Below are 20082 nucleotides of genomic sequence, written 5' to 3'. Positions count from 1 at the left end.
GAGGCAGTGTCTAGAAGCGGTACTTGAGCCCGATGCTGGTGGACCGGACCCAGCCATTGTCGTCGCCGGCGTAATCGAAGCGGTGGCGCTGCCAGTCCAGCACGGCCGACCAGTTGTTGCTGAAGGCCCAGTCCACCCCGAGCCCGTAGGCCGGCCCCCAGCCGCTCGCGCGGCCGGTGGCAATGCCGGCACCGGGCGCCGCATCGATGCGCGTGCGGCCCCAGGTCGTGCCGACGCGGCCGAACACGCCGAACCCGGCGCCGACCGGCGCACGCCCCATCAGGCTGAAGTTCACCCCTTCGGCGCGGGTCTCGCCGCCTGCGCGCTCGACCTCGCCCATGCTCAGCAAGCCGATTTCCGCACCGAAGTAGGGGCTGAACATGCCGCCCACGTAGGCATGGCCCGACAGGTTGGGCTGGTCGCAGCCGCCGATGCCGCAGTCCAGCCGGTAGCTCGGGCGGCCCAGGCTCAGCCCGGCATAACCGCCCGGCAGCCAGCTGCTGCGGCGCAGTTCGTAGTTGGGGCCGGAGGGTGGCGACGATGGGGTACTGCCGCCCTGCGCGAAAGCGCAGGCACCTGCCAGCAGACCGACGGCCAGAGCCGCACGCGTTCGCAAGCTGTCCATACGTCCTCCTTGGGCGGGCCAGCGCGCCCGACGAGCGCATTCTCGCCATCGGCCCGCCAGACCATTGTGGGACAAAAGGCCGTCCGCGGACGCTTTTCTCAGCTTCGCCGTGCGGCCTTGCGGCGCTGGCCGCCTTGGGGGGCGGCGCACTCGTCGCAGCGGCCGTACAGCGTGAGTTCGTGGCGCTCCACCGCGAAGCCGGGCGGCGCCAGTTTCTGCATGTCGCCCGGGCAGGCGTGCACGTCGAACACGCGGTGGCAGACAGTGCAGCTGAAGTGGTGGTGGTGGTGGTGCCCGCCCGGCTCGAAGCGCGGCGCCTCGCCGGGCAGTTCCACGCTCTGCACCTCGCCGGCCTCGGCCAGCTGCTTGAGGTTGCGGTAGACGGTGGCGATGCCCAGCGCCGGCACCTCGGCCTGGGCCGCGGCCAGGATCTCGGTGGGCAGCAGCGGCCGGCCGGCCTGCACCAGGGCCTGGCGGATCGCGTCGCGCTGGCGGGTCGTGCGCTCCACCCCTTACTTCTCCCGGTACTTCTCGACCTTGGCCACGCGCATGGTGTAACCGGCCACGCCCATCGCGGACGGCGCACGTTCGATCTCCAGGCGGCCGTAGACCCAGATCGCCTCCATGGTGCGCAGGCCCGTGAAGGGCTTCTCGGCCCGGCCCAGCAGGATCTGGTTGGAAGGCGGCGGCGGCGTGTGGATGCAGGCGCCGAAGTACGGCACCAGCAGGAACTCGCGGATGCCCTGCTTGCCCTCTTCCAGCGGCACCAGGTAGCCGGGCAGCTTGGCGTCGATGCCGTTCATGGCGGCGACGGTGGGCGCGTTGTCCCAGATCTCGCGCAGCTTGTCCATGAGCTCCTTGGCGCGCGGGTCGGTGTCCTGCAGGCCACCGGTGCCGGCGCTCAGGCCCTGCAGGTCCTTGGACGGGTCCCAGCCGGCCGGCACGAGCTCGGTCCAGGTGATCTCGCGGAACTGCGTGGCGCGGGCGGCCAGCGGCGCGAGGGAGGCAGCGGCACAGGCGGCCAGGGCGGCCCGGCGCGTCGGCATGCGGTCACGGTCTTGGAACATGTCAAATCCTCGGGGTCAGGCCGTCGGCCAGGGACAAACGGTAGGCTCGCCAGCCCGGCACCAGGCTGGCCAGCAATCCGGCCACCAGCAAGGCGGCCAACAGGGTCCATTGTGCTGCGCTCGGCAGCGCCAGCTGCAGGCTGAGGCCGAACTGCGACTGCAGCCAGGGCCCGGTGGCGGCGATGACGGCCCACTGCGCCGCCAGGCCCAGCAGCAGCCCGGCCAGCGTGACCCACAGGCCTTCCAGCGCCAGCAGGCCCATGACCTGCACCGGGCCGGCGCCCACGGCGCGCAGCACGGCCAGTTCGCGCCGGCGCTCGTTGAGGCCGGCCAGCACCACGGCCACCAGGCCCGCCATGCTGACCAGCGCCACCAGGCCCGACATGGCCAGCAGCGCCTGCTCGCCCGGGCCGATCACATCCCACAGCTCGTCCATGGCCACGCCGGGCAGGATGCCCATGACGGGCTCGCCGCTGTAGTTGTTGACCCAGCGCTGCACCGAGAACACCTGCGCCCGGCTCTTGAGGCCGACCAGCGCGGCCGTGACGGACTTGGGCGTGAGGTCGGCCGGCAGCGCCGCGGGCGCACGCCCCGGCAACCGGATGCCGCCGATCCAGTCGGCGTGCAGCGCCTCCATGGCCTGAAGGCTCACCAGCACGCTGCGGTCGATCGGCGTGCCCGTGCGCGCCAGCACGCCCACCACGCCGAAGGGCTTGTCGGCGTGGCTGTCCTGCTCCAGCTCTCCACCGCCATGGGCCAGCGTGATGCGCTGGCCCAGCCCGTAGCCCAGGCGCTCGGCCACCTCGGCGCCGATCACGGCGTCGAACAGCTGGGCGAACGGCTGGCCCTGCGCCAGGCGCAGCGGCTGGCCTTCGCCATGGCGGAAGCGCTCGAAGATCTCCACGCTGGTGCCCATGACCGGAAAGCCGCGGTGCGCATCGCCCAGCGACAGCGGCACGACCCAGGAAACCGCCGGCTGCGCCTTGAGCGCCTGCACCGTGTTCCAGCCGATGTTGTTGCGTGCGCCGCCGACATGGAACACCGAGTACAGCAGCAACTGCACCGAGCCCGTGCGCGGGCCCACGATGAGATCGGTGCCCGAGACGGCCGAGGCGAAACTGTCGCGCAGGTCGCTGCGGATGCGCTCCACGCCCAAGAGCATGAAGGTGGACAGCGCGATCGAGGCGATGGTCAGCGCCAGCGTGAAGCGCCGGTTCCAGGCGCTGCGCAGCGCCAGCACGGCCAGGAAGGGCTTCATGCCACCACCCTCCCCGCTAGCGCGCGGTTGAGTTCGGGCAGCGCCACCTGGCGGCCGAAGCGCGGTGCGAGCCGCCGGTCGTGGCTCACGAACAGCAGCGCGCTGCCGGCACCCGCGCAGGCCGCCAGCAGCAGGTCGACGAAGGCATCGCGCCGGTCTTCGTCCAGCGCCGAGGTCGGCTCGTCGGCGATCACCAGGGCCGGCATGCCGACCAGCGCGCGCGCCGCCGCCACGCGCTGCTGCTGGCCCACCGAGAGCTGGCCAGGCTGGCGCGACCACAGCGCCTCGTCCAGCCCCATGGCCGCCAGCCAGTGGCCGGCCTGCGCGCGGGCCGAGCCGCCCTGCTGCGCGGCGGCGCGCTGGCGCTGCGTGGAAAAGCGACAGGGCAGCAGCACGTTGTCGAGCACGCTCAGGTAGGGCAGCAGGTTGAACTGCTGGAACACGATGCCCACATGGTCCACGCGCCAGCGGTCGCGCGCGGCGCGCGAGAGGCCCCGCCAGTCGCGCCCGGCCAGCAGCACGCGGCCCTGCTGGGGCAGCAGCACGCCGGCGGCCAGCGCCAGCAGGCTGCTCTTGCCGCAACCGCTGGGGCCGTGCACGAACACCGTGTCGCCGGCCGCGACCGTGAAGGCCGGGATGTCCAGGCAGTCGGCCGCGCTGCCCGGCCAGGCGAAGCGCAGCCCCTCGACCTGGAGAACCGGATGGCTCACTTGCCTGCGAGCGGCAAGCGGGCCGCCGCCTTGCGCAGCAGCGTCAGGCTCTGGCCCTTGGGTCCGGCCACCTGGGCGGCCACCGTGCGCACGCCCGGGAAGGCCTCGAACAGGCGCACATCGACGTGCTGCGCGGCCGCGGCCTTGCGGCAATCGAAGTTGGCCGTCAGCACCAGGTCGGCATGGGTCTCGGCATCGGGCGCCGCGGCCGGCGTGGACGCGGCGGAAGCCGCCGGCGCTGCCGCGCCCAGGCCGAGCATAGGCGCCTCGACCACGGAATCGGCCAGCCGGCATTCGCCTGCGGCATCGACCACGAACAGCTTGTCGGCCGCGCGCAACTGCTCGGCCAGCGCCGTCACGCGGCCGCGCTCGGCCACCGAGCGCGGAGCGCGCTCGAAGCCCAGCAGGTCGTGCAGCGGCGATTCCATGCGCAAGCTGATGCGCTGGGCGTCCACGGCGACGTCGAGTTCGATGCGGCCATGGGCGTGGGCCTTGTGGTCGTGCTGCGCGAACGCCGTTGTGGCCAGGGCCAGCGCCAGGCCGCAGGCCGCGAGCAGGCGGCGGGTCGGGAGCAAAGAAGAAATGGGCATGCTGCGTCGTGCTGTTGTCACCGTGCGGACCGCCGCAGCGGCCCGGAAGTTCCCCTACTTGAAGGCCGGCGCCGCAGGCGCATGGTCGTGCGCGTGCTCGCCTGCATGGTCGTGCGGCTGCGTGACACCGTCGTGGCCGTGCCCGTCGTGGTCGCCATGGCCATGGTCGTGGCCGTGGTGCGCCAGCGTGCCCACCACGGCCACGATCGCGATGCCGGCCACCAGCCAGCTGACCTGGGCCGCCGTCTGACGCTTGGTCAGCCGTGTCTGCAGCTGCGGGATCAGGTCGGCCAGCGCGACGTAGACGAAGCTGCTGCTGGCCACCACGAGAAAGTACGGGAGCCAGGCCTGCAGCCGCTCCAGCAGCCACCAGCCGACCAGGCCGCCCAGGGCCGTGACCATGCCGGCCAGCGTCAGCTTGAGCACGGCCACACGCGGCGTGCCGGTGCCACCGTCCAGCACGACGAGGTCGCCGATGTGGTGCGGCACCTCGTGCGCGAGCACGGCCAGCGCCGCCACCGCCCCGAGCGCGGGGCTGACCGCGAAGGCCGAGGCGATCACGATGCCGTCGCCGAAGCAGTGCACGCTGTCGCCGGCCAGCACGGCCCAGCTGCCGCCCTTGCCACCGTGGTGGTGATGGTGGTGGCCGTGGTGGTGGTCCTGGCCATGCGCGTGGCCGTGGTCGGCGTGCTCATGGCCGTGGTGCCACAGCTCCACCTTGTCGAGCAGGAAGAACAACACCAGGCCGGCCAGCAGCACGCCGAACAGCAGCGCGGGGTTCATGCCGCTCTCGAAGGCCTCGGGCAGCAGGTGCACGAAGGCCGTGGCCAGCAGCGCGCCGGCGGCAAAGCTCAGCAGGTAGCGGCGGTCGGCGAGAAGCCGGCGCTGGCGTGCGGCCAGCCGCAGCAGCAGCGCCGCCAGCCACACGCTGCCGACGCCGGCGACCAGGGTGGCGATCAGGATGCCGAGCAGATCCATGGCGGTGCGCGATTCTTCGAAAAAAGAAAGCGAGGGCGGCTGCCCTCGCGAGGCGCTAATGATAACGCATGCTCACTATCGGCATCCGAGCCCTCACACCAGGCCGTCGGCCTTGAACATGGCCTTGATGCCCCGCACCGCCTGTCGGATGCGCGACTCGTTCTCGATCAGGGCGAAGCGCACATGCTCGTCGCCGTGGTCGCCGAAGCCGATGCCGGGCGAGACGCTGACCTTGGCCTTGTCCAGCAGCTGCTTGGAAAACTCGAGCGAGCCCATGGCGCGGTAGGCCTCGGGGATGCGCGCCCAGATGTACATCGAGGCCTTCGGGCACTCGACCTGCCAGCCGGCCTCGGTCAGGCCCTTGTAGAGCACGTCGCGCCGGCGCTGGTACTGCAGCGCGATGTCCTTCACGCACTGCTGGTCGCCCTCCAGCGCGGCGATGGCCGCCACCTGCAGCGGCGTGAAGGTGCCGTAGTCGTGGTAGCTCTTGATGCGCGCCAGCGCCGCCACGAGGTCGGCGTTGCCGACCATGAAGCCCACGCGCCAGCCCGCCATGTTGTAGCTCTTGGACAGCGTGAAGAACTCCACCGCGATGTCGCGCGCGCCCTTGACCTGCATGATGGACGGCGCCTTCCAGCCGTCGAACACGATGTCGGCATAGGCCAGGTCGTGCACGACGAAGATGTCGTGCTTCTTCGCCAGCGCCACCACGCGCTCGAAGAAGTCCAGCTCCACGCATTGCGCCGTGGGGTTGGACGGAAAGCCCAGCACGATCATCTTGGGCTTGGGGTAGCTGCCGCGGATGGCCTTCTCGAGTTCGCCGAAGAAGTCCACGCCCGGCGCCATGGGCACCGAGCGGATGTCGGCACCCGCGATCACGGCGCCGTAGATGTGGATGGGGTAGCTCGGGTCGGGCACCAGCACGGTGTCGCCGCGGTCCAGCGTGGCCAGCATCAGGTGGGCCAGGCCCTCCTTGGAGCCGATGGTCACGATGGCCTCGGTGTCGGCATCGAAAGCCACGCCGTAGCGCTCTTCGTACCAGTGGCAGATCGCACGGCGCAGCCGCGGGATGCCCTTGCTGGCCGAGTAGCCGTGCGTGTCGGGCCGCTGCGCGGCCTCGACCAGCTTGGCCACGATGTGCGGCGGCGTGGCCCCGTCGGGGTTGCCCATGCTCATGTCGATCACGTCCACGCCGGCGCGGCGTGCGGCGAGCTTGCGCTCGGCCGTGATGTTGAACACGTAGGGGGGCAGGCGGTCGATGCGCGCGAAACGGCGCTTGCCTGCAGCAGATGCGGACATGGAGAACTCTCACGTAAGCGCCCGGAACCGTCCGAGCGACGTGGTCGGCAATGGGGCCGACCCGCCGCGATGCTAACGCAGTCGCAAGCTGCGACAAGCGGCCCCGGTGCGACACCTGTCGCCTAGGGAAAGCGGCAATTGAGACACCGGATGCACCGCACCATCATGCGGCGCGGATGCTCCACCGGGCGATCGGCCCGGCCACCCGCCGTGCGCGGCGCCAGACCGCAACGACGAAGCCACGGGACCGCGAGTCCCAGCGCACGAGACCCAGATCAGGAGTCGCAGCCATGTCCAGCGTCAGGTCAAGACACATCGACAACGTGGTCAGGATCGGTACTGCCAACGCATCCAGCCTGTCCGGTGGCGGACCGCAGGCCATCATCCACAAGTCCTGGACACGCTGCATGCAGCAGCACGGCCTGGACCCGACGCGCCCGACGCCCACCCGTATCCTGCCCTCCGATCTGGTGCGCGACCACCAGCAGCGCATGGACGGTTTCATGCGCGTCGCGCGCGCCGGCATGCAGGACCTGTACGGCCGCGTCGCCGACCTGGGCTACATGCTGCTGCTGACCGATGCCGAAGGCATCACCGTCGACTACATCGGCAACCCGGCCTCCGAGTCGCAGTTCAAGGCCGCCGGGCTGTACATCGGCGCCGACTGGAACGAGGCCCATGCCGGAACCTGCGGCGTGGGCACCTGCCTGGTCGAACAGGCCACGATCACCTGCCACCAGGCCGAGCACTTCGACGCCACCCACATCGCGCTGACCTGCACCGCAGCGCCGCTGCGCGCGCCCAGCGGCCAGCTGCTGGGCGTGCTGGACGTGTCCGCGCTGCATTCGCCGCAAGCGCGCGAAAGCCAGCACCTGGTCCAGCACCTGACCGCGATGTACGCGCAGATGATCGAGGACGCCAACTTCCTGCGCTGCTTTGCCAGGCATGCCGTGCTGCGGCTGGGCACCGTGCCGGGGCTGGTGGAGGTCTCGGGTCACGTGATGTTCGCGCTGGACGACGACGGCGTCGTGTGCGGCGCCAACACCGGAGCCAGGCGACACTTCGGCGGCCCTGCCGCCGATCTGGTGGGCCAGCCGATCACGCAGCTGCTGGACATCGGAATGGACGCGCTGCGCCGCATGGCCCGCAGCGGCGCGTCCGAGCCCGTCACGGCCGGCGGTTCGCACAGGAATGCGCAATTCCAGGGGATCCTGATCCCGCCCAAGGGCGCGGGCACGGTCGCATCCGGGCCTGCGGCCACGGACGGCCCCAAGCCGCAGGCCCTGGTGCGCAGTGCGGACCACGCGGACACCCGCAGGTCGGATGCACTCGACCGCCTGCTCGGCGACGACGCGGTGATGCGCCGCCTCGTCGACCAGTCCAAACGCCTGGTGGACAGCCACGTGCCCCTGTTGATCCGCGGCGAAACCGGCACCGGCAAGGAAGTGCTCGCACGCGCCCTGCATGCGTACAGCGCGCGTGCCGCCCAGCCTTTCGTGGCGGTCAACTGCGCGTCGATCCCGGAGAGCCTGATCGAGAGCGAACTGTTCGGCTACATGCCGGGCAGCTTCACCGGCGGCAGGAGCAAGGGCATGAAAGGACTGATCGCCCAGTCCGACGGCGGCACGCTGTTCCTGGACGAGATCGGCGACATGCCACTGGCGCTGCAGACACGCTTGCTGCGCGTGCTCGCGGAATCCGAGGTCCTGCCGCTCGGTGCGGAGCGGCCGGTGGCCGTGCGCCTGAACGTGATCGCGGCCACCCACCGCGATTTGCGCCATGCGATTGCCGATGGCCGCTTTCGCGAGGACCTCTACTACCGGCTGGCGGGCGCCACGCTGGCATTGCCGCCCTTGCGTGCGCGCAAGGACCAGGCGTTCCTGGTGCGCAAGCTGTTCGCCGAGGAGGCTTGCACGCTGGGCCTGAACGCCAGCCTGGACCCCGAGGCGCTGCGCAGCCTGCTCGCGCACGACTGGCCCGGCAACATCCGCGAACTGCGCAACGCGCTGCGCTTCGCCCTGGCGCAAGCCGGCGACCGGCCGGTCGTGGTCGCGGATCTGCCGCCGGAAGTCAGCGGTGCGCCGGCCCCGCAGCCGGCAGAGCGCTCCGACACCGCACCGGTGCAACAGGGCCTGCGCGCGCCTGCGGCCGACGCCGCACACGCGGCCGAAGATGCCGGCGCGACACGCCTCCTGCAGGCCCTGAAGGCGAACCAGTGGAACATCGCCTCGACCGCGCGCACGCTGCAGCGCTGCCGGGCCACGATCTACCGGCAGATGGAGCGCTACGGCATCACGCAGCCGCATCTGCTGTAGGGCCGACCCTTGCCCCGGCCCGGGGAGCGCGGGGGTGTCCAAGCCTTGCCAGGGCCGTGCCGCGCCTTCCTTCGCGACGGGGCATGCGCCGCGTTCCGCCCAGCTTCCCCGCGCCCACCCGTAGAGAGCGGCTCCCCGCGCTCCCGTGTGCGCCATCTGTCGCATCCGTGGCGCGACGCCTGTGGCATGCGGCTGCGACAGCTGTTGCGCCTGGCACCGCATGCGGCCACGAAATCCCCGTCAATCCGGCCAAAACCGGCTGGCACGGCGCATGCAGAGGAGTGGGCTTCCACACCAACAGACAGGAGACCAGCATGCCCAGCCGCCTCGAGCGCAAGTCCATCATCGTCACCGGCGCAGGCCGCGGAATCGGCGCAGCGATCGCCCGCGGCCTGGCCGCACAGGGTGGCCGCCTGGCGATCGCCGACATCGACATCGACAACGCCCAAGCCGTGGCCAGCGCGATCCGCGAGCAAGGCGGCGAAGCCATCGCCGTGCCGGTGGACGTGAGCCAGCGCGCCAGCGTCAAGGCGTTGGTCGAAACCACGGTGGCCCGGTTCGGCCGCCTCGACGGCATCTTCAACAACGCCGGCATTGCGCAAACGCGCAGCTTCCTCTCGATCACCGAGGACGACTGGCACCGCGTCATGGACATCAACGCCCTCGGAGTGCTGATCGGCATGCAGGAGGCGGCCAAACAGATGATTGCGCAGGGCGGCGGCGGGAAGATCGTCAATACCGCCTCGATCGCTGGCAAGCAAGGCTATGCGCCGCTGGCCCACTACTGTGCCAGCAAGTTCAGCGTGGTCGCGCTGACGCAGGCGGGCGCCCGTGCGTTCGGCGAGCACAAGATCACCGTCAACGCGATCTGCCCCGGCGTGGTCGCCACCGACATGTGGAAGCTGATCGACCAGGGCTTTCGCACCGAGGGCATGACGACGCGCGAGAACGAGGCCTTCGACCAATTTTCGGCCGACATCCTGCTCGGCCGGCCATCGCGGGCCGATGACCTGGTGGGCGTCTCCTGCTTCCTCGCATCGCCCGATTCGGACTACATGACCGGCCAGTCGCTGGTCGTCGACGGCGGCATGGTCCTGGTCTGACGCCGTCCCCCCCTCCCCCCGCGCCCTGGCAAGGCCAGGGCATGCGCACAGCCCTTCCCAACGCACTGGAGACACACCATGAACAGCGCAAGCACCGAGCATCAACGCAGCATGCAAGCCGCCGTCTGGCACGGACGCCATGACATCCGCGTCCAGGACGTGCCGGTACCACAGAAACCGCCCGCAGGCTGGGTCCAGATCCGCGTGCATTGGTGCGGCATCTGCGGATCCGACCTGCACGAGTACCTCGCCGGTCCCGTGTTCATCCCCGTCGACCACCCCCATCCGCTCACCGGCCTCAAGGGCCAGTGCACGCTGGGCCATGAGTTCAGCGGCGAGATTGCCGAACTCGGCGACGGCGTCACCGGTTACGCCGTCGGTGAACGCGTCACTGCCGACGCCTGCCAGCATTGCGGCAAGTGCTACTACTGCACGCACGGTCTGTACAACATCTGCGAGAACCTCGCGTTCACCGGCCTCATGAACAACGGCGCGTTCGCAGAGTACGTGAACGTGCCGGCCGAGCTGCTCTACAAGCTGCCCGACGACTTTCCGACCGAAGCCGGTGCGCTGATCGAGCCGCTGGCCGTCGGGCTGCATGCCGTCAAGAAGGCCGGCGAGCTCGTCGGAAAAACCGTCGTGGTCGTGGGCGCCGGCACCATCGGTCTTTGCACCATCATGTGCGCCAAAGCCGCCGGGGCCGGCCGCGTCATCGCGCTGGAGATGTCGGCGGCCCGCAAGGCCAAGGCGATGGAGGTCGGTGCCAGCCTGGTCATCGATCCCAAGGAGTGCGATGCCATCGCCGAACTCAAGGCATTGACGGGCGGGTACGGCGCAGACGTTTCTTTCGAGTGCATCGGCAACAAGAACACCGCCAAGCTGGCGCTCGACGTGATCCGCAAGGCAGGGCGCTGCGTCATGGTCGGCATCTTCGAAGAGCCGAGCCAGTTCAACTTCTTCGAGCTGGTGGCGACCGAGAAGGAGGTTGTGGGCTCACTGGCGTACAACGGCGAATTCGCCGACGTCATCCGCTTCATCGCCGACGGTCGCATCGACGTGCGGCCCCTGATCACGGGCCGCATCGCGCTGCCCGACATCGTCACCCACGGCTTCGAGGAACTGGTCCACAACAAGGACGCCAACGTCAAGATCATCGTCCGGCCGGCCACGGCCTGAGATGGCCGCCGTGCTGTGCACGGCACCGTCCACGCGGATGGCCGGCGCGCTCCTCGGAGCGCCGCCGCTCCGCGTGGAAGCTGCCGCCGCGCGGGGCCACGCGCTTGCGAACGCGATCGCGCCATGCGCTCGCCGGCGCGGTTGCGCGTCGCAACGACCTCTCGTGGACACTGGATTCGGGGCGGCCACCGCGACTTTCCTAGAATCGCGCTGCGCGACATTGCGCATTTCCGATTCCAAAGACGTATTTCGAACATGGCAACTGCTAAGAAAACCGCTCCCGTCAAGAAGACCGCCACCGCCAAGGCGGCAGCTCCCGCCAAGAAGGCCGCTCCCGTGAAGGCCGCTGCGTCCGCCAAGAAGGCTGCCCCTGTGAAGGCTGCCGCGCCCGTCAAGAAGGCAGCGCCCGCCAAGGCCGCCGCCGGCCCGCTCAAGCCCATCAAGACCGCCTTCAACAAGACCACGCTGCAGGCCCAGCTGGCCGAGCTGTCGGGTGCCGAGCCCAAGGTCGTCAAGGCCGTGCTGGGCGCGCTGGAAGCCACCATGGTCGCTTCGCTGAACAAGAAGGGCCTGGGCGAGTTCACGCTGCCCGGCCTGCTCAAGATCAACGCGGTCGCGATCCCCGCGAAGAAGAAGCGCCGCGGCATCGACCCCTTCACCAAGGTCGAGCGCGAATTCGCCGCCAAGCCCGCCACCGTGCGCGTGAAGGTGCGTTCGCTCAAGAAGCTCAAGGACGCCGCGCTGTAAGGCGCCGGTCCGGGTGCCGCTGCAAGGGCGGCACCCTGCTTCGCGCAGCCGCCCCGGCTGCGCTCAGATCGCCACCAGCTGGCGGATCCCCTTCTCCTGCATCTCGCTGCCCGGCCCGCGCGCGATGAACACGCCGCGCTCCATCACCAGGTACTCGTCGGCCAGTTCCTCGGCGAAGTCGTAGTACTGCTCCACGAGCAGGATGGCCATGTCGCCCCGGTCGGCCAGCATGCGGATCACGCGGCCGATGTCCTTGATGATGGACGGCTGGATGCCCTCGGTCGGCTCGTCCAGGATCAGCAGCTTGGGTTTGGGCGCCAGCGCGCGCGCGATCGCGAGCTGCTGCTGCTGCCCGCCCGACAGGTCGCCGCCACGCCGGTGCAGCATCTGCTTCAAGACCGGGAACAGCTCGAACAGCTCGGCCGGGATCGGCGTGCTGCCGCTCTTGTAGGCCAGCCCCATGCGCAGGTTTTCCTCCACCGTGAGCCGCGCGAAGATCTCGCGGCCCTGCGGCACGAAGCCGATGCCGGCGCGCGCGCGCTCGTAGGGCGTGGTGCGTTCGATGGGCTTGCCGTCGAAGGCGATGGAGCCGGTCTTGATCGGCACCAGGCCCATCAGCGACTTGAGCAGCGTGGTCTTGCCCACGCCGTTGCGGCCCAGCAGCACGGTGACCTTGCCCAGCTGCGCCTCAAGGCTCACATCGCGCAGGATGTGCGAGCCGCCGTAGTACTGGTTGACGTTCTTGACGCTCAGAATGCTCATCTCATCGTCCCAGGTAAACCTCGATCACGCGCTCGTCGGCCTGCACCTCGTCGAGCGTGCCCTGCGCCAGCACCGCGCCATCGCAGAGCACGGTGACGATCTCCGAGATGGTGCGGATGAAGCTCATGTCGTGCTCCACCACCATCAGCGAATGCTGGCCCTTGAGCGTGAGGAACAGCTCGGCCGTGCGCGCGGTCTCCTCGTCGGTCATGCCGGCCACGGGCTCGTCGAGCAGCAGCAGCTTGGGGTCCTGCATGAGCAGCATGCCGATCTCCAGCCACTGCTTCTGGCCGTGGCTGAGGTTGCCCGAGAGCCGGTTCACGCTGTCCGCCAGGTGGATGGTGTGCAGGATCTCGGCCAGCCGGTCGCTCTGGCGCGAATCCAGCCGGTGCAGCATCGAGGGCATGACGTTCTTGTCGGTCTTGAGCGCCAGCTCCAGGTTCTCGAACACGGTGAGCTGCTCGAACACCGTGGGCTTCTGGAACTTGCGGCCGATGCCCAGCTGGGCGATTTCCGGCTCGCTGTGGCGCAACAGGTCGATGGTGCTGCCGAAGAACACCGTGCCCTTGTCCGGCCGGGTCTTGCCCGTGATGATGTCCATCATCGTGGTCTTGCCGGCGCCGTTGGGGCCGATGATGCAGCGCAGCTCGCCGGGCGCGATGTCCAGGCTGAGGCCATTGATGGCCTTGAAGCCGTCGAAGGAACGGTGCACGTCCTCCAGGTACAGGATGCGGCCGTGCGTGACGTCCACCTCGCCCGGCGTGGCGATGCGCGAGAAGCCGGCCTCGCGACCGCCCGATTCGGTCTTGCCCTGCTCGGGCGCCGCGGTGCGCGCCAAGCGCCGCGCGCCATCTTCCATCAGATCCGGCGTCATGCGCGCTCCTCCTTGCCGCGTGCGGCCAGCTTGCGCACCAGACCCACCACGCCGTGCGGCAGGTACAGCGTGACGATGATGAACATGGCGCCCAGGAAGTACAGCCAGTACTCGGGGAAGGCCGTGGTGAACCAGCTCTTGGCACCGTTGACCAGGAAGGCGCCGACGATGGGCCCGATCAGCGTGGCCCGGCCGCCCACCGCGGCCCAGATCGCGATCTCGATGGAGTTGGCCGGCGACATCTCGGTCGGGTTGATGATGCCGACCTGGGGCACGTACAGCGCCCCGGCCACGCCGCACATCATGGCCGAGATGGTCCAGACCGTGAGCTTGTAGCGCACCGGGTTGTAGCCCGAGAACATCACGCGGCTCTCGGCGTCGCGGATGGCCTGCAGCACGCGGCCGAACTTGCTGCCCACCAGCCAGCGCGCGAACAGGAAGAAGCCCAGCAGCGTGAGACCGGTCAGCACGAACAGCGTCATGCGCATCTGCTGCGTGGCGAGCGGGATGTCCAGGATGCGCTTGAAGTCCGTGAAGCCGTTGTTGCCGCCGAAGCCCGTCTCGTTGCGGAAGAACAGCAGCATGGCGGCGAAGGTCAGCGCCTGCGTGATGATGGAGAAGTACACGCCCTTGATGCGCGAACGGAACGCGAAGTAGCCGAACACGAAAGCCAGCAGGCCCGGCACCGCGACCACCAGAATCATCTGCAGGATGAAGGAGCCGCTGAAGGTCCAGTGCCAGGGCAGCTCCTTCCAGTCCAGGAAGACCATGAAGTCGGGCAGCTCGCTCTTGTAGTTGCCCTCCAGGCCGATCTGGCGCATGAGGTACATGCCCATCATGTAACCGCCCAGCGCGAAGAACAGGCCATGGCCCAGCGACAGGATGCCGGTGTAGCCCCAGATCAGGTCCATGGCCAGCGCCGCGATGGCATAGCACATGATGCGGCCCAGCACGGCCACGCTGTAGTCCGACAGGTGCAGCGCGCTGCCCTCGGGCACCAGCAGGTTGAGGGCCGGCGCCAGCGCGCAGACGGCCAGCAGCGCGGCGAAGAAGGCGGCCCAGCCGGGCCGGGTCAGCAGCGGCGCGCGGCCCGGCAGCGTGACCTCCGGGCGCACGATGGGCGCGGGTGGCGGCGGGGGCGGGGACACCTGGGTGCCGGCCTCTGCCGCCAGCGCGCGTTCGATCGAAGACATGGGTGTGCTGCTCATGGTGTTCACGCTTCTGCGCTGCGGCCCTTCATCGCGAAGATGCCCTGGGGCCGCTTCTGGATGAAGACGATGATGAGGACCAGCACGGCGATCTTGGCCAGCACCGCGCCGGCCCAGCCCTCGAACAGCTTGTTCAGGATGCCGAGGCCCAGCGCGGCGTAGACCGTGCCCGCCAGCTGGCCCACGCCGCCGACCACGACGACCATGAAGGAATCGACGATGTAGCTCTGGCCCAGGTCCGGGCCCACGTTGCCGACCTGGCTCAGCGCGCAGCCGGCCAGGCCCGCGATGCCCGAGCCCAGCGCGAAGGCGTAGGTGTCGATGCGCGCGGTGTTCACGCCCATGCACGAGGCGATCGGACGGTTCTGCGTCACGCCGCGCACGAACAGGCCCAGCCGCGTGCGGCCGATCATCCAGGCCACGGCGCCAAGCACCAGCAATGCGAACACGATGATGAGCACGCGGTTCCAGGGCAGCGCAAGGTTGGGCAGCAGCTGCACGCTGCCGCTCATCCAGGATGGGCTTTCCACAGCCACGTTCTGCGCGCCGAAGGTCGAACGCACGAGCTGCATGAGCACCAGGCTGATGCCCCAGGTGGCCAGCAGCGTCTCCAGCGGCCGGCCGTACAGGAAGCGGATCACGCCGCGCTCGAGGATGGCACCGACCAGTGCCGAGCTCAGGAAGGCGGCCGGGATGGCGGCGATCAGGTAGGCGTCGAAGGCGCCCGGCAGGTACTTCTGGAACAGGCCTTGCACCACGTAGGTGGCGTAGGCACCGATCATCATGAGCTCGCCGTGGGCCATGTTGATCACGCCCATGAGGCCGTAGGTGATGGCCAGGCCCAGCGCCACCAGCAGCAGGATGGAGCCCAGGCTCACGCCCGTGAAGGCCTGGCCCAGGCGTTCGCCCCAGACCAGGCCGGCGTCGATGCTGGCAATCGCCGCCACGATGGCCTTCTTGACGGCCGGGTCCTGCTCCTCGGCCAGGCGTTCGTTGAGCAGCAGCTTGGTGGCCGGGCGCTTGTTCTCGGAAAGTGTGGTGGCGGCGGCCAGGCGCTTGGCCGGGTCCTCGCTGCCGAGCAGGCCGCCGGCCTGGGCCAGTTCCAGCTGTTCGCGGATGCCAGCGTCCTTCTCGGTCGCCAGCGCCTTCTGGACCAGGGGCACGCGCGCTTCGGACGGGGCGCCCGCCAACGCGCGTGCGGCCTCGGCGCGCACGGCGGTGTCGCTGCTGCGCAGTTGCAGCGCGGCCAGCGCCACGTCCAGCTCGCTGCGCATGAGGTTGTTGTTGACCACGTCCTCCGCATCGGCCGGCAGCGGCAGCTCTGCGCCCGTGACCGGGTCGATGCCCTTGTCGCCTTGCACGACGAAGACCTTGTCGGCCGTGAAGCGCACGCTGTCATCGGCCATGGCCTTCAGGAAGGCCTCGGTCTTGTCGTCGCCCTTCTCGACCGCCTCGATCACGGCCGCCGTGATGGCCTCGATGCGCACGGACGAGGTGCCCGAGGCCATGGCCAGCGCGGCCTCGTTCGTGAGCGCGTGCGCCGGCAGCATGGCCACGGCCCACCCGATGCATGCTGCGGCCAAAGCCCTTGTCCAACTTCGCAAGGCAACCCCCTGATGTCTGTCCAGATGAAAAAGAAGGGGCGCGCGGCCCCTTCTCGTGCGTCGCGCTACAGGGCAGCCGTCACTTCTTTTCGGGCTCGTCCTTCTTCTTGTCGTTGCCTTCGATGAAGGGGCTCCAGGGCTGGGCCTTGATCGGGGCCTTGGTGCGCCACACCACGTTGAACTGGCCGTCCGGGCGGATCTCGCCGATCAGCACGGGCTTGTGCAGGTGGTGGTTCTTGGCGTCCATGGTCAGCGTGAAGCCGCTGGGCGCGTTGAAGGTCTGGCCGGCCATGGCGGCGATGACCTTGTCCGGGTCGGTGGACTTGGCCTTCTCCACGGCCTGCTTCCACATGTGCATGCCCACGTAGGTGGCTTCCATCGGGTCGTTGGTCAGCGGCTTGGTGGACTGGCCCGGCAGCTTCTTGGCCTTGGCGTAGTCGCTCCACTGCTTGATCCAGGCCGTGTTGGTCGGGTTCTTCACGCTCATGAAGTAGTTCCACGAGGCCAGGTGGCCGGCCAGCGGCTTGGGATCCAGGCCGCGCAGCTCTTCCTCGCCCACGCTGAAGGCCACCACGGGCACGTTCTTCGCCGACAGGCCCGCGTTGCCCAGTTCCTTGTAGAACGGCACGTTGGAGTCGCCGTTGATGGTGGAGATCACGGCCGTCTTGCCGCCGGTGCTGAACTTCTTGATGTCGGCAACGATGGTCTGGTAGTCGCTGTGGCCGAAGGGGGTGTAGGTCTCCATGATGTCGGCGTCGGCCACACCCTTGGACTTCAGGAAGGCGCGCAGGATCTTGTTGGCCGTTCGCGGGTAGACGTAGTCCGTGCCCAGCAGCACCCAGCGCTTGGCCGAGCCGCCTTCCTTGCCCATCAGGTACTCCACGGCGGGGATGGCCTGCTGGTTCGGCGCTGCGCCCGTGTAGAACACGTTCTTGGACAGCTCTTCGCCCTCGTACTGCACGGGGTAGTAGAGCAGCGCGTTGTTCTCTTCATAGACCGGCAGCACCGACTTGCGGCAGACCGAGGTCCAGCAGCCGAAGGTCACGGCCACCTTGTCCTGGGTGATGAGCTGCTTGGCCTTCTCGGCCGCCAGCGGCCAGTTGGAGGCCGTGTCGATCACCACGGGCTCGAGCTTCTTGCCCAGCACGCCGCCCTTGGCGTTGATCTCCTCGATGGTCATCAGCGCCATGTCCTTGAGCGCCGTCTCGGAAATCGCCATGGTGCCGGACAGCGCGTGCAGCACGCCGACCTTGATGGTGTCCTGCGCGAAGGCGGGAACGGCGGCGAGGCCGGCCAGGGCGATGGCGGCGCTGGCCAGAGCGGTGGCCTTGATGGTGAAGCTGCGTTGCATTCGGAGTGCTCCCGTTGGGTGGTTGGATCGGTCCGGTCCTACAAGCCTGTGGGCCTTGTCTGACCTTGGGAGCGATCCTAGGGAGAACCCCGAAAAGGGTCTGTACGCCAGGTGGCGTATGTGGTGCTTGGGGCAGATCAGCGCGGGGCGAGCCCCCGCACGGCCGCCAGCCGCCGCGCCAGCGCCGCATGCCCGCCGACCAGCGCGATGCCGGCCAGCACCAGGCCGCCGCCGGCCGCGAAGCCCGGCGCCAGCGCTTCGCCGAGCAGCCAGACGCCCAGCAGCACGCCGAACAAGGGCGTGAGGAACGAGAACACGCCGAGTTGCGAGGCCAGGTAGCGCCGCAGCAACCAGAACCAGGTCAGGAAGCTGGCGAACGACACCACCACGCCCTGGAAGCCCAGGTGCGCCCACACCGCGGGCGTGGGCGAGAAGCGCCACTCCCCCAGCAGCCAGGCCGCCGGCAGCAGCAGCACGAAGGCGCCCAGCAACTGGTACAGCAGCGTCTCGGTGGCCGGCGCGCTGGCCAGCGACGTGCAGCGGATCGCCACCGTGGTCGCACCCCAGGCGGCGCCGGCCGCCAAGGCCAGCAGGTCGCCGAGCCAGGCCTGCGGCCGGCCGCCGGCCGCGCCGCCCTGCCCGCCCAGGAACGCCACGGCGATACCGCCGAAGGCCAGACCGATGCCCAGCCACTGCAGCGCCCCCAAGCGCTCGGCCGGCAGCCGCCACTGCAGGCCCAGGGCCGCGAAGATCGGCGAGGTGTAGAGGAACACGACCACGTGCGCCGCCTGGGTCAATTCCAGCGCAGTGCTGACCAGCAGGAACTCGACGCCGAACAGTGCACCGACGAGCAGGCCGGCGCCGTAGCGCGCCCGCTGCGGCGCCTCGCCGCGGCGCGCCATCAGCCCGGCCAGCAGCACCAGCGCGATGCCCGAGCGCAGCGCGACCATGAGCATGGGGCTGGCCGCGTCGGCCACGGCCTTGAGCGAAATCTGTTGCAGGCTCCAGAGCAGGCACAGCAGCGCCATGACGCCGGTGGCGCGGGCGTCGAGCGCACCATGGGTCGGCGCGGACAGGTGAGAGAGGGACATGGCGGCACTGTGCCGTGCGCCAACCCCCATGGAAAGCGGATAATTCGCAGCCCTGCCATGCGGTAATCGAATCCATGCACGACCTGCAGATCGACTGGTTGAGGGCCTTCGTCGCCTGTGTGGACGCCGGCTCGCTGTCCAGCGCCGCGCTGCAGGTGCACCGCTCGCAGTCGGCCGTCAGCATGCAGCTCAAGAAGCTCGAGGCGGCCGTCGGCCGGCCGCTCCTTGCGCGCGGGCCGCGCCACCTGCAGCTCACGCCCGACGGCCAGCAGCTGCTGGGCTACGCGCGGCGCATGCTGGAACTGCAGGCCGAGGCCCAGGCCACCTTGCAGGGAGAGACGATCTCGGGCCAGGTGCGTTTGGGCGTACCGGACGACTACGCCAGCAAGTACCTGACGCCGGTGCTCAAGCGCTTCGCGCCACGCCACGGCAGTGTGGAGATCCAGCTCGATTGCGAGCAATCGACCTCGCTGATCCCGCGCGTGGCCAGTGGCGACCTGGACCTGGCCCTGGTCTCGCGCGACCATGCGCGGCGCGGCATGCTGCTGTTCCACGAACCCATGGTCTGGGTCGGCTCGCCGCAGTTCGAAATCTGGCGGCGCACGCCCTTGCCGATCGCGGTCTACGAAGCCGAGAGCCTGGGCCGGCGCAGTGCGCTGCACGCGCTCGCCCAGCAGGGCCGGCCCTACAAGGTGGTCTACAACAGCTCCAGCCTCGCGGGCCAGATCGCCGCCGTGGAAAGCGGCTTGGCGGTGGCGGCCCTCACGCAGTGCAGCGCACCGGAGCACCTGCAGGTGCTGGGCCTCGAACACAGCCTGGGGCCCATGGAGCCCATGCAGGTGGCCGTCTACCGCAGCAAGGCCTCGCAAGGCTCGCAGGCCGTGGACAGCCTGCACCGCATGCTGGTGCAGACCCTGCGTTCGGTCCGCCTCAGTGGCTGATCATCCAGGGCCGCTTGGAGGGGAAGGCCTTGGCCCCGTTCGGCGCCGTGACCGTGGACGAGCGCTTGCCGCCCGTGCTGCAGCAACCACAGCCGGCCGGGTGGCGCATGCGCTGGTAGTCGCGCGAGCTCTTGGGCTCGTGCCGCGCGCGTTCGTTGACGCCGATGGCCGCACGGGTGCGGCCGTCCATGAGTGCCAGCCGCGGCGCGCTCACGAACACGCGCGGCGAGGAGGTGCCGCAGTCCGGGCAGGCGGCCGGCTCGTTGCGCTGGGCCAGCGTGCGGAAGGCGTCGAAGCCGCCGCAATCGGGGCAGTCGTAGTCGTAGGTGGGCATGGCCAGGGTCCGGTCGGTGGGAAAGTTCGGGCCATTCTGCGCAGGCCGG

General features: G+C 69.5%; 20 protein-coding genes. 5 read left to right on the top strand and 15 right to left on the bottom strand.

Annotation, left to right across the window (positions count from 1 at the left end):
- Positions 1-10: 10 nt before the first annotated feature.
- The 8 genes from IE209_RS11010 to alaC form a co-directional block, all read right to left on the bottom strand.
- Entirely contained in the window at positions 11-625 is a 615-nt protein-coding gene (locus tag IE209_RS11010; protein ID WP_189687001.1) for an outer membrane beta-barrel protein, read from the bottom strand.
- Between the two features lie 98 nt (positions 626-723).
- Positions 724-1134 (bottom strand): Fur family transcriptional regulator, encoded by a 411-nt coding sequence (locus IE209_RS11005; protein ID WP_189687000.1) that lies wholly within the window; start codon positions 1132-1134, stop codon positions 724-726.
- A 3-nt stretch (positions 1135-1137) separates the two neighbouring features.
- Positions 1138-1692 carry a DUF3299 domain-containing protein gene (locus tag IE209_RS11000; protein ID WP_229882805.1) on the bottom strand — a complete coding sequence of 185 codons (555 nt, stop codon included), beginning with the start codon at positions 1690-1692 and terminating at the stop codon, positions 1138-1140.
- A gap of 1 nt (position 1693) precedes the next feature.
- Positions 1694-2950 carry an ABC transporter permease gene (locus tag IE209_RS10995; RefSeq protein ID WP_189686999.1) on the bottom strand — a complete coding sequence of 419 codons (1257 nt, stop codon included), beginning with the start codon at positions 2948-2950 and terminating at the stop codon, positions 1694-1696.
- Positions 2947-3660: an ATP-binding cassette domain-containing protein gene (locus tag IE209_RS10990; RefSeq protein ID WP_189686998.1), complete on the bottom strand. Its 714-nt coding sequence runs from the start codon at positions 3658-3660 to the stop codon at positions 2947-2949. Before IE209_RS10990 ends, IE209_RS10995 begins: the two co-directional genes overlap by 4 nt.
- The gene (locus IE209_RS10985) at positions 3657-4250 is read right to left on the bottom strand and encodes a ZrgA family zinc uptake protein (RefSeq protein ID WP_189686997.1); all 594 of its coding nucleotides are present in this window, start codon (positions 4248-4250) and stop codon (positions 3657-3659) included. The genes IE209_RS10990 and IE209_RS10985 overlap by 4 nt, the downstream gene beginning before the upstream one ends.
- Positions 4251-4304: 54 nt before the next feature.
- A complete protein-coding gene (locus IE209_RS10980; RefSeq protein ID WP_189686996.1) occupies positions 4305-5228 on the bottom strand; it encodes a ZIP family metal transporter in 924 nt (307 codons plus the stop codon).
- Positions 5229-5321: 93 nt separating this feature from the next.
- On the bottom strand, positions 5322-6527 hold the full coding sequence (alaC, locus tag IE209_RS10975; protein ID WP_189686995.1) for an alanine transaminase: 1206 nt from the start codon (positions 6525-6527) through the stop codon (positions 5322-5324).
- 290 nt (positions 6528-6817) lie between these two features.
- On the opposite strand from alaC, the gene IE209_RS10970 reads away from it, so the two are divergent.
- From IE209_RS10970 to IE209_RS10955, 4 genes are all read left to right on the top strand, one after another.
- Entirely contained in the window at positions 6818-8842 is a 2025-nt protein-coding gene (locus IE209_RS10970) for a sigma-54-dependent Fis family transcriptional regulator (RefSeq protein WP_189686994.1), read from the top strand.
- 167 nt (positions 8843-9009) lie between these two features.
- On the top strand, positions 9010-9945 hold the full coding sequence (locus IE209_RS10965) for an SDR family NAD(P)-dependent oxidoreductase (RefSeq protein ID WP_229882804.1): 936 nt from the start codon (positions 9010-9012) through the stop codon (positions 9943-9945).
- Between the two features lie 111 nt (positions 9946-10056).
- Positions 10057-11121 (top strand): 2,3-butanediol dehydrogenase, encoded by a 1065-nt coding sequence (locus tag IE209_RS10960; protein ID WP_189687149.1) that lies wholly within the window; start codon positions 10057-10059, stop codon positions 11119-11121.
- Between the two features lie 255 nt (positions 11122-11376).
- Positions 11377-11868, top strand: coding sequence for an HU family DNA-binding protein (locus tag IE209_RS10955; protein ID WP_189686993.1), 492 nt, complete (start codon positions 11377-11379; stop codon positions 11866-11868).
- A gap of 63 nt (positions 11869-11931) precedes the next feature.
- Here the strand turns inward: IE209_RS10955 and urtE are convergent, their stop codons facing one another.
- The 6 genes from urtE to IE209_RS10925 form a co-directional block, all read right to left on the bottom strand.
- The gene (gene urtE, locus IE209_RS10950) at positions 11932-12624 is read right to left on the bottom strand and encodes an urea ABC transporter ATP-binding subunit UrtE (RefSeq protein ID WP_189687148.1); all 693 of its coding nucleotides are present in this window, start codon (positions 12622-12624) and stop codon (positions 11932-11934) included.
- Positions 12625-12631: 7 nt separating this feature from the next.
- Complete coding sequence (gene urtD / locus IE209_RS10945) at positions 12632-13504, bottom strand: urea ABC transporter ATP-binding protein UrtD (protein WP_189686992.1); 873 nt, start codon at positions 13502-13504, stop codon at positions 12632-12634.
- Positions 13501-14697, bottom strand: coding sequence for an urea ABC transporter permease subunit UrtC (gene urtC / locus IE209_RS10940; protein WP_189686991.1), 1197 nt, complete (start codon positions 14695-14697; stop codon positions 13501-13503). The genes urtD and urtC overlap by 4 nt, the downstream gene beginning before the upstream one ends.
- 20 nt (positions 14698-14717) lie before the next feature.
- Positions 14718-16262, bottom strand: a complete 1545-nt coding sequence (gene urtB / locus IE209_RS10935) for an urea ABC transporter permease subunit UrtB (protein WP_189687147.1) — start codon at positions 16260-16262, stop codon at positions 14718-14720.
- Positions 16263-16395: 133 nt separating this feature from the next.
- Complete coding sequence (gene urtA, locus IE209_RS10930; protein WP_189686990.1) at positions 16396-17667, bottom strand: urea ABC transporter substrate-binding protein; 1272 nt, start codon at positions 17665-17667, stop codon at positions 16396-16398.
- A gap of 137 nt (positions 17668-17804) precedes the next feature.
- Positions 17805-18758 carry a DMT family transporter gene (locus IE209_RS10925; RefSeq protein WP_189686989.1) on the bottom strand — a complete coding sequence of 318 codons (954 nt, stop codon included), beginning with the start codon at positions 18756-18758 and terminating at the stop codon, positions 17805-17807.
- 74 nt (positions 18759-18832) lie between these two features.
- On the opposite strand from IE209_RS10925, the gene IE209_RS10920 reads away from it, so the two are divergent.
- On the top strand, positions 18833-19699 hold the full coding sequence (locus IE209_RS10920; protein WP_189686988.1) for a LysR family transcriptional regulator: 867 nt from the start codon (positions 18833-18835) through the stop codon (positions 19697-19699).
- Here IE209_RS10920 and IE209_RS10915 read toward each other — a convergent pair.
- Complete coding sequence (locus IE209_RS10915) at positions 19689-20033, bottom strand: FmdB family zinc ribbon protein (RefSeq protein WP_189686987.1); 345 nt, start codon at positions 20031-20033, stop codon at positions 19689-19691. The genes IE209_RS10920 and IE209_RS10915 overlap by 11 nt on opposite strands.
- Positions 20034-20082 lie beyond the last annotated feature (49 nt).

Origin of the sequence: Pseudorhodoferax aquiterrae (assembly GCF_014652235.1) — a bacterium.
GTDB lineage: Bacteria > Pseudomonadota > Gammaproteobacteria > Burkholderiales > Burkholderiaceae_C > Pseudorhodoferax > Pseudorhodoferax aquiterrae.
This window is presented reverse-complemented; position numbering and strand designations above follow the sequence as displayed.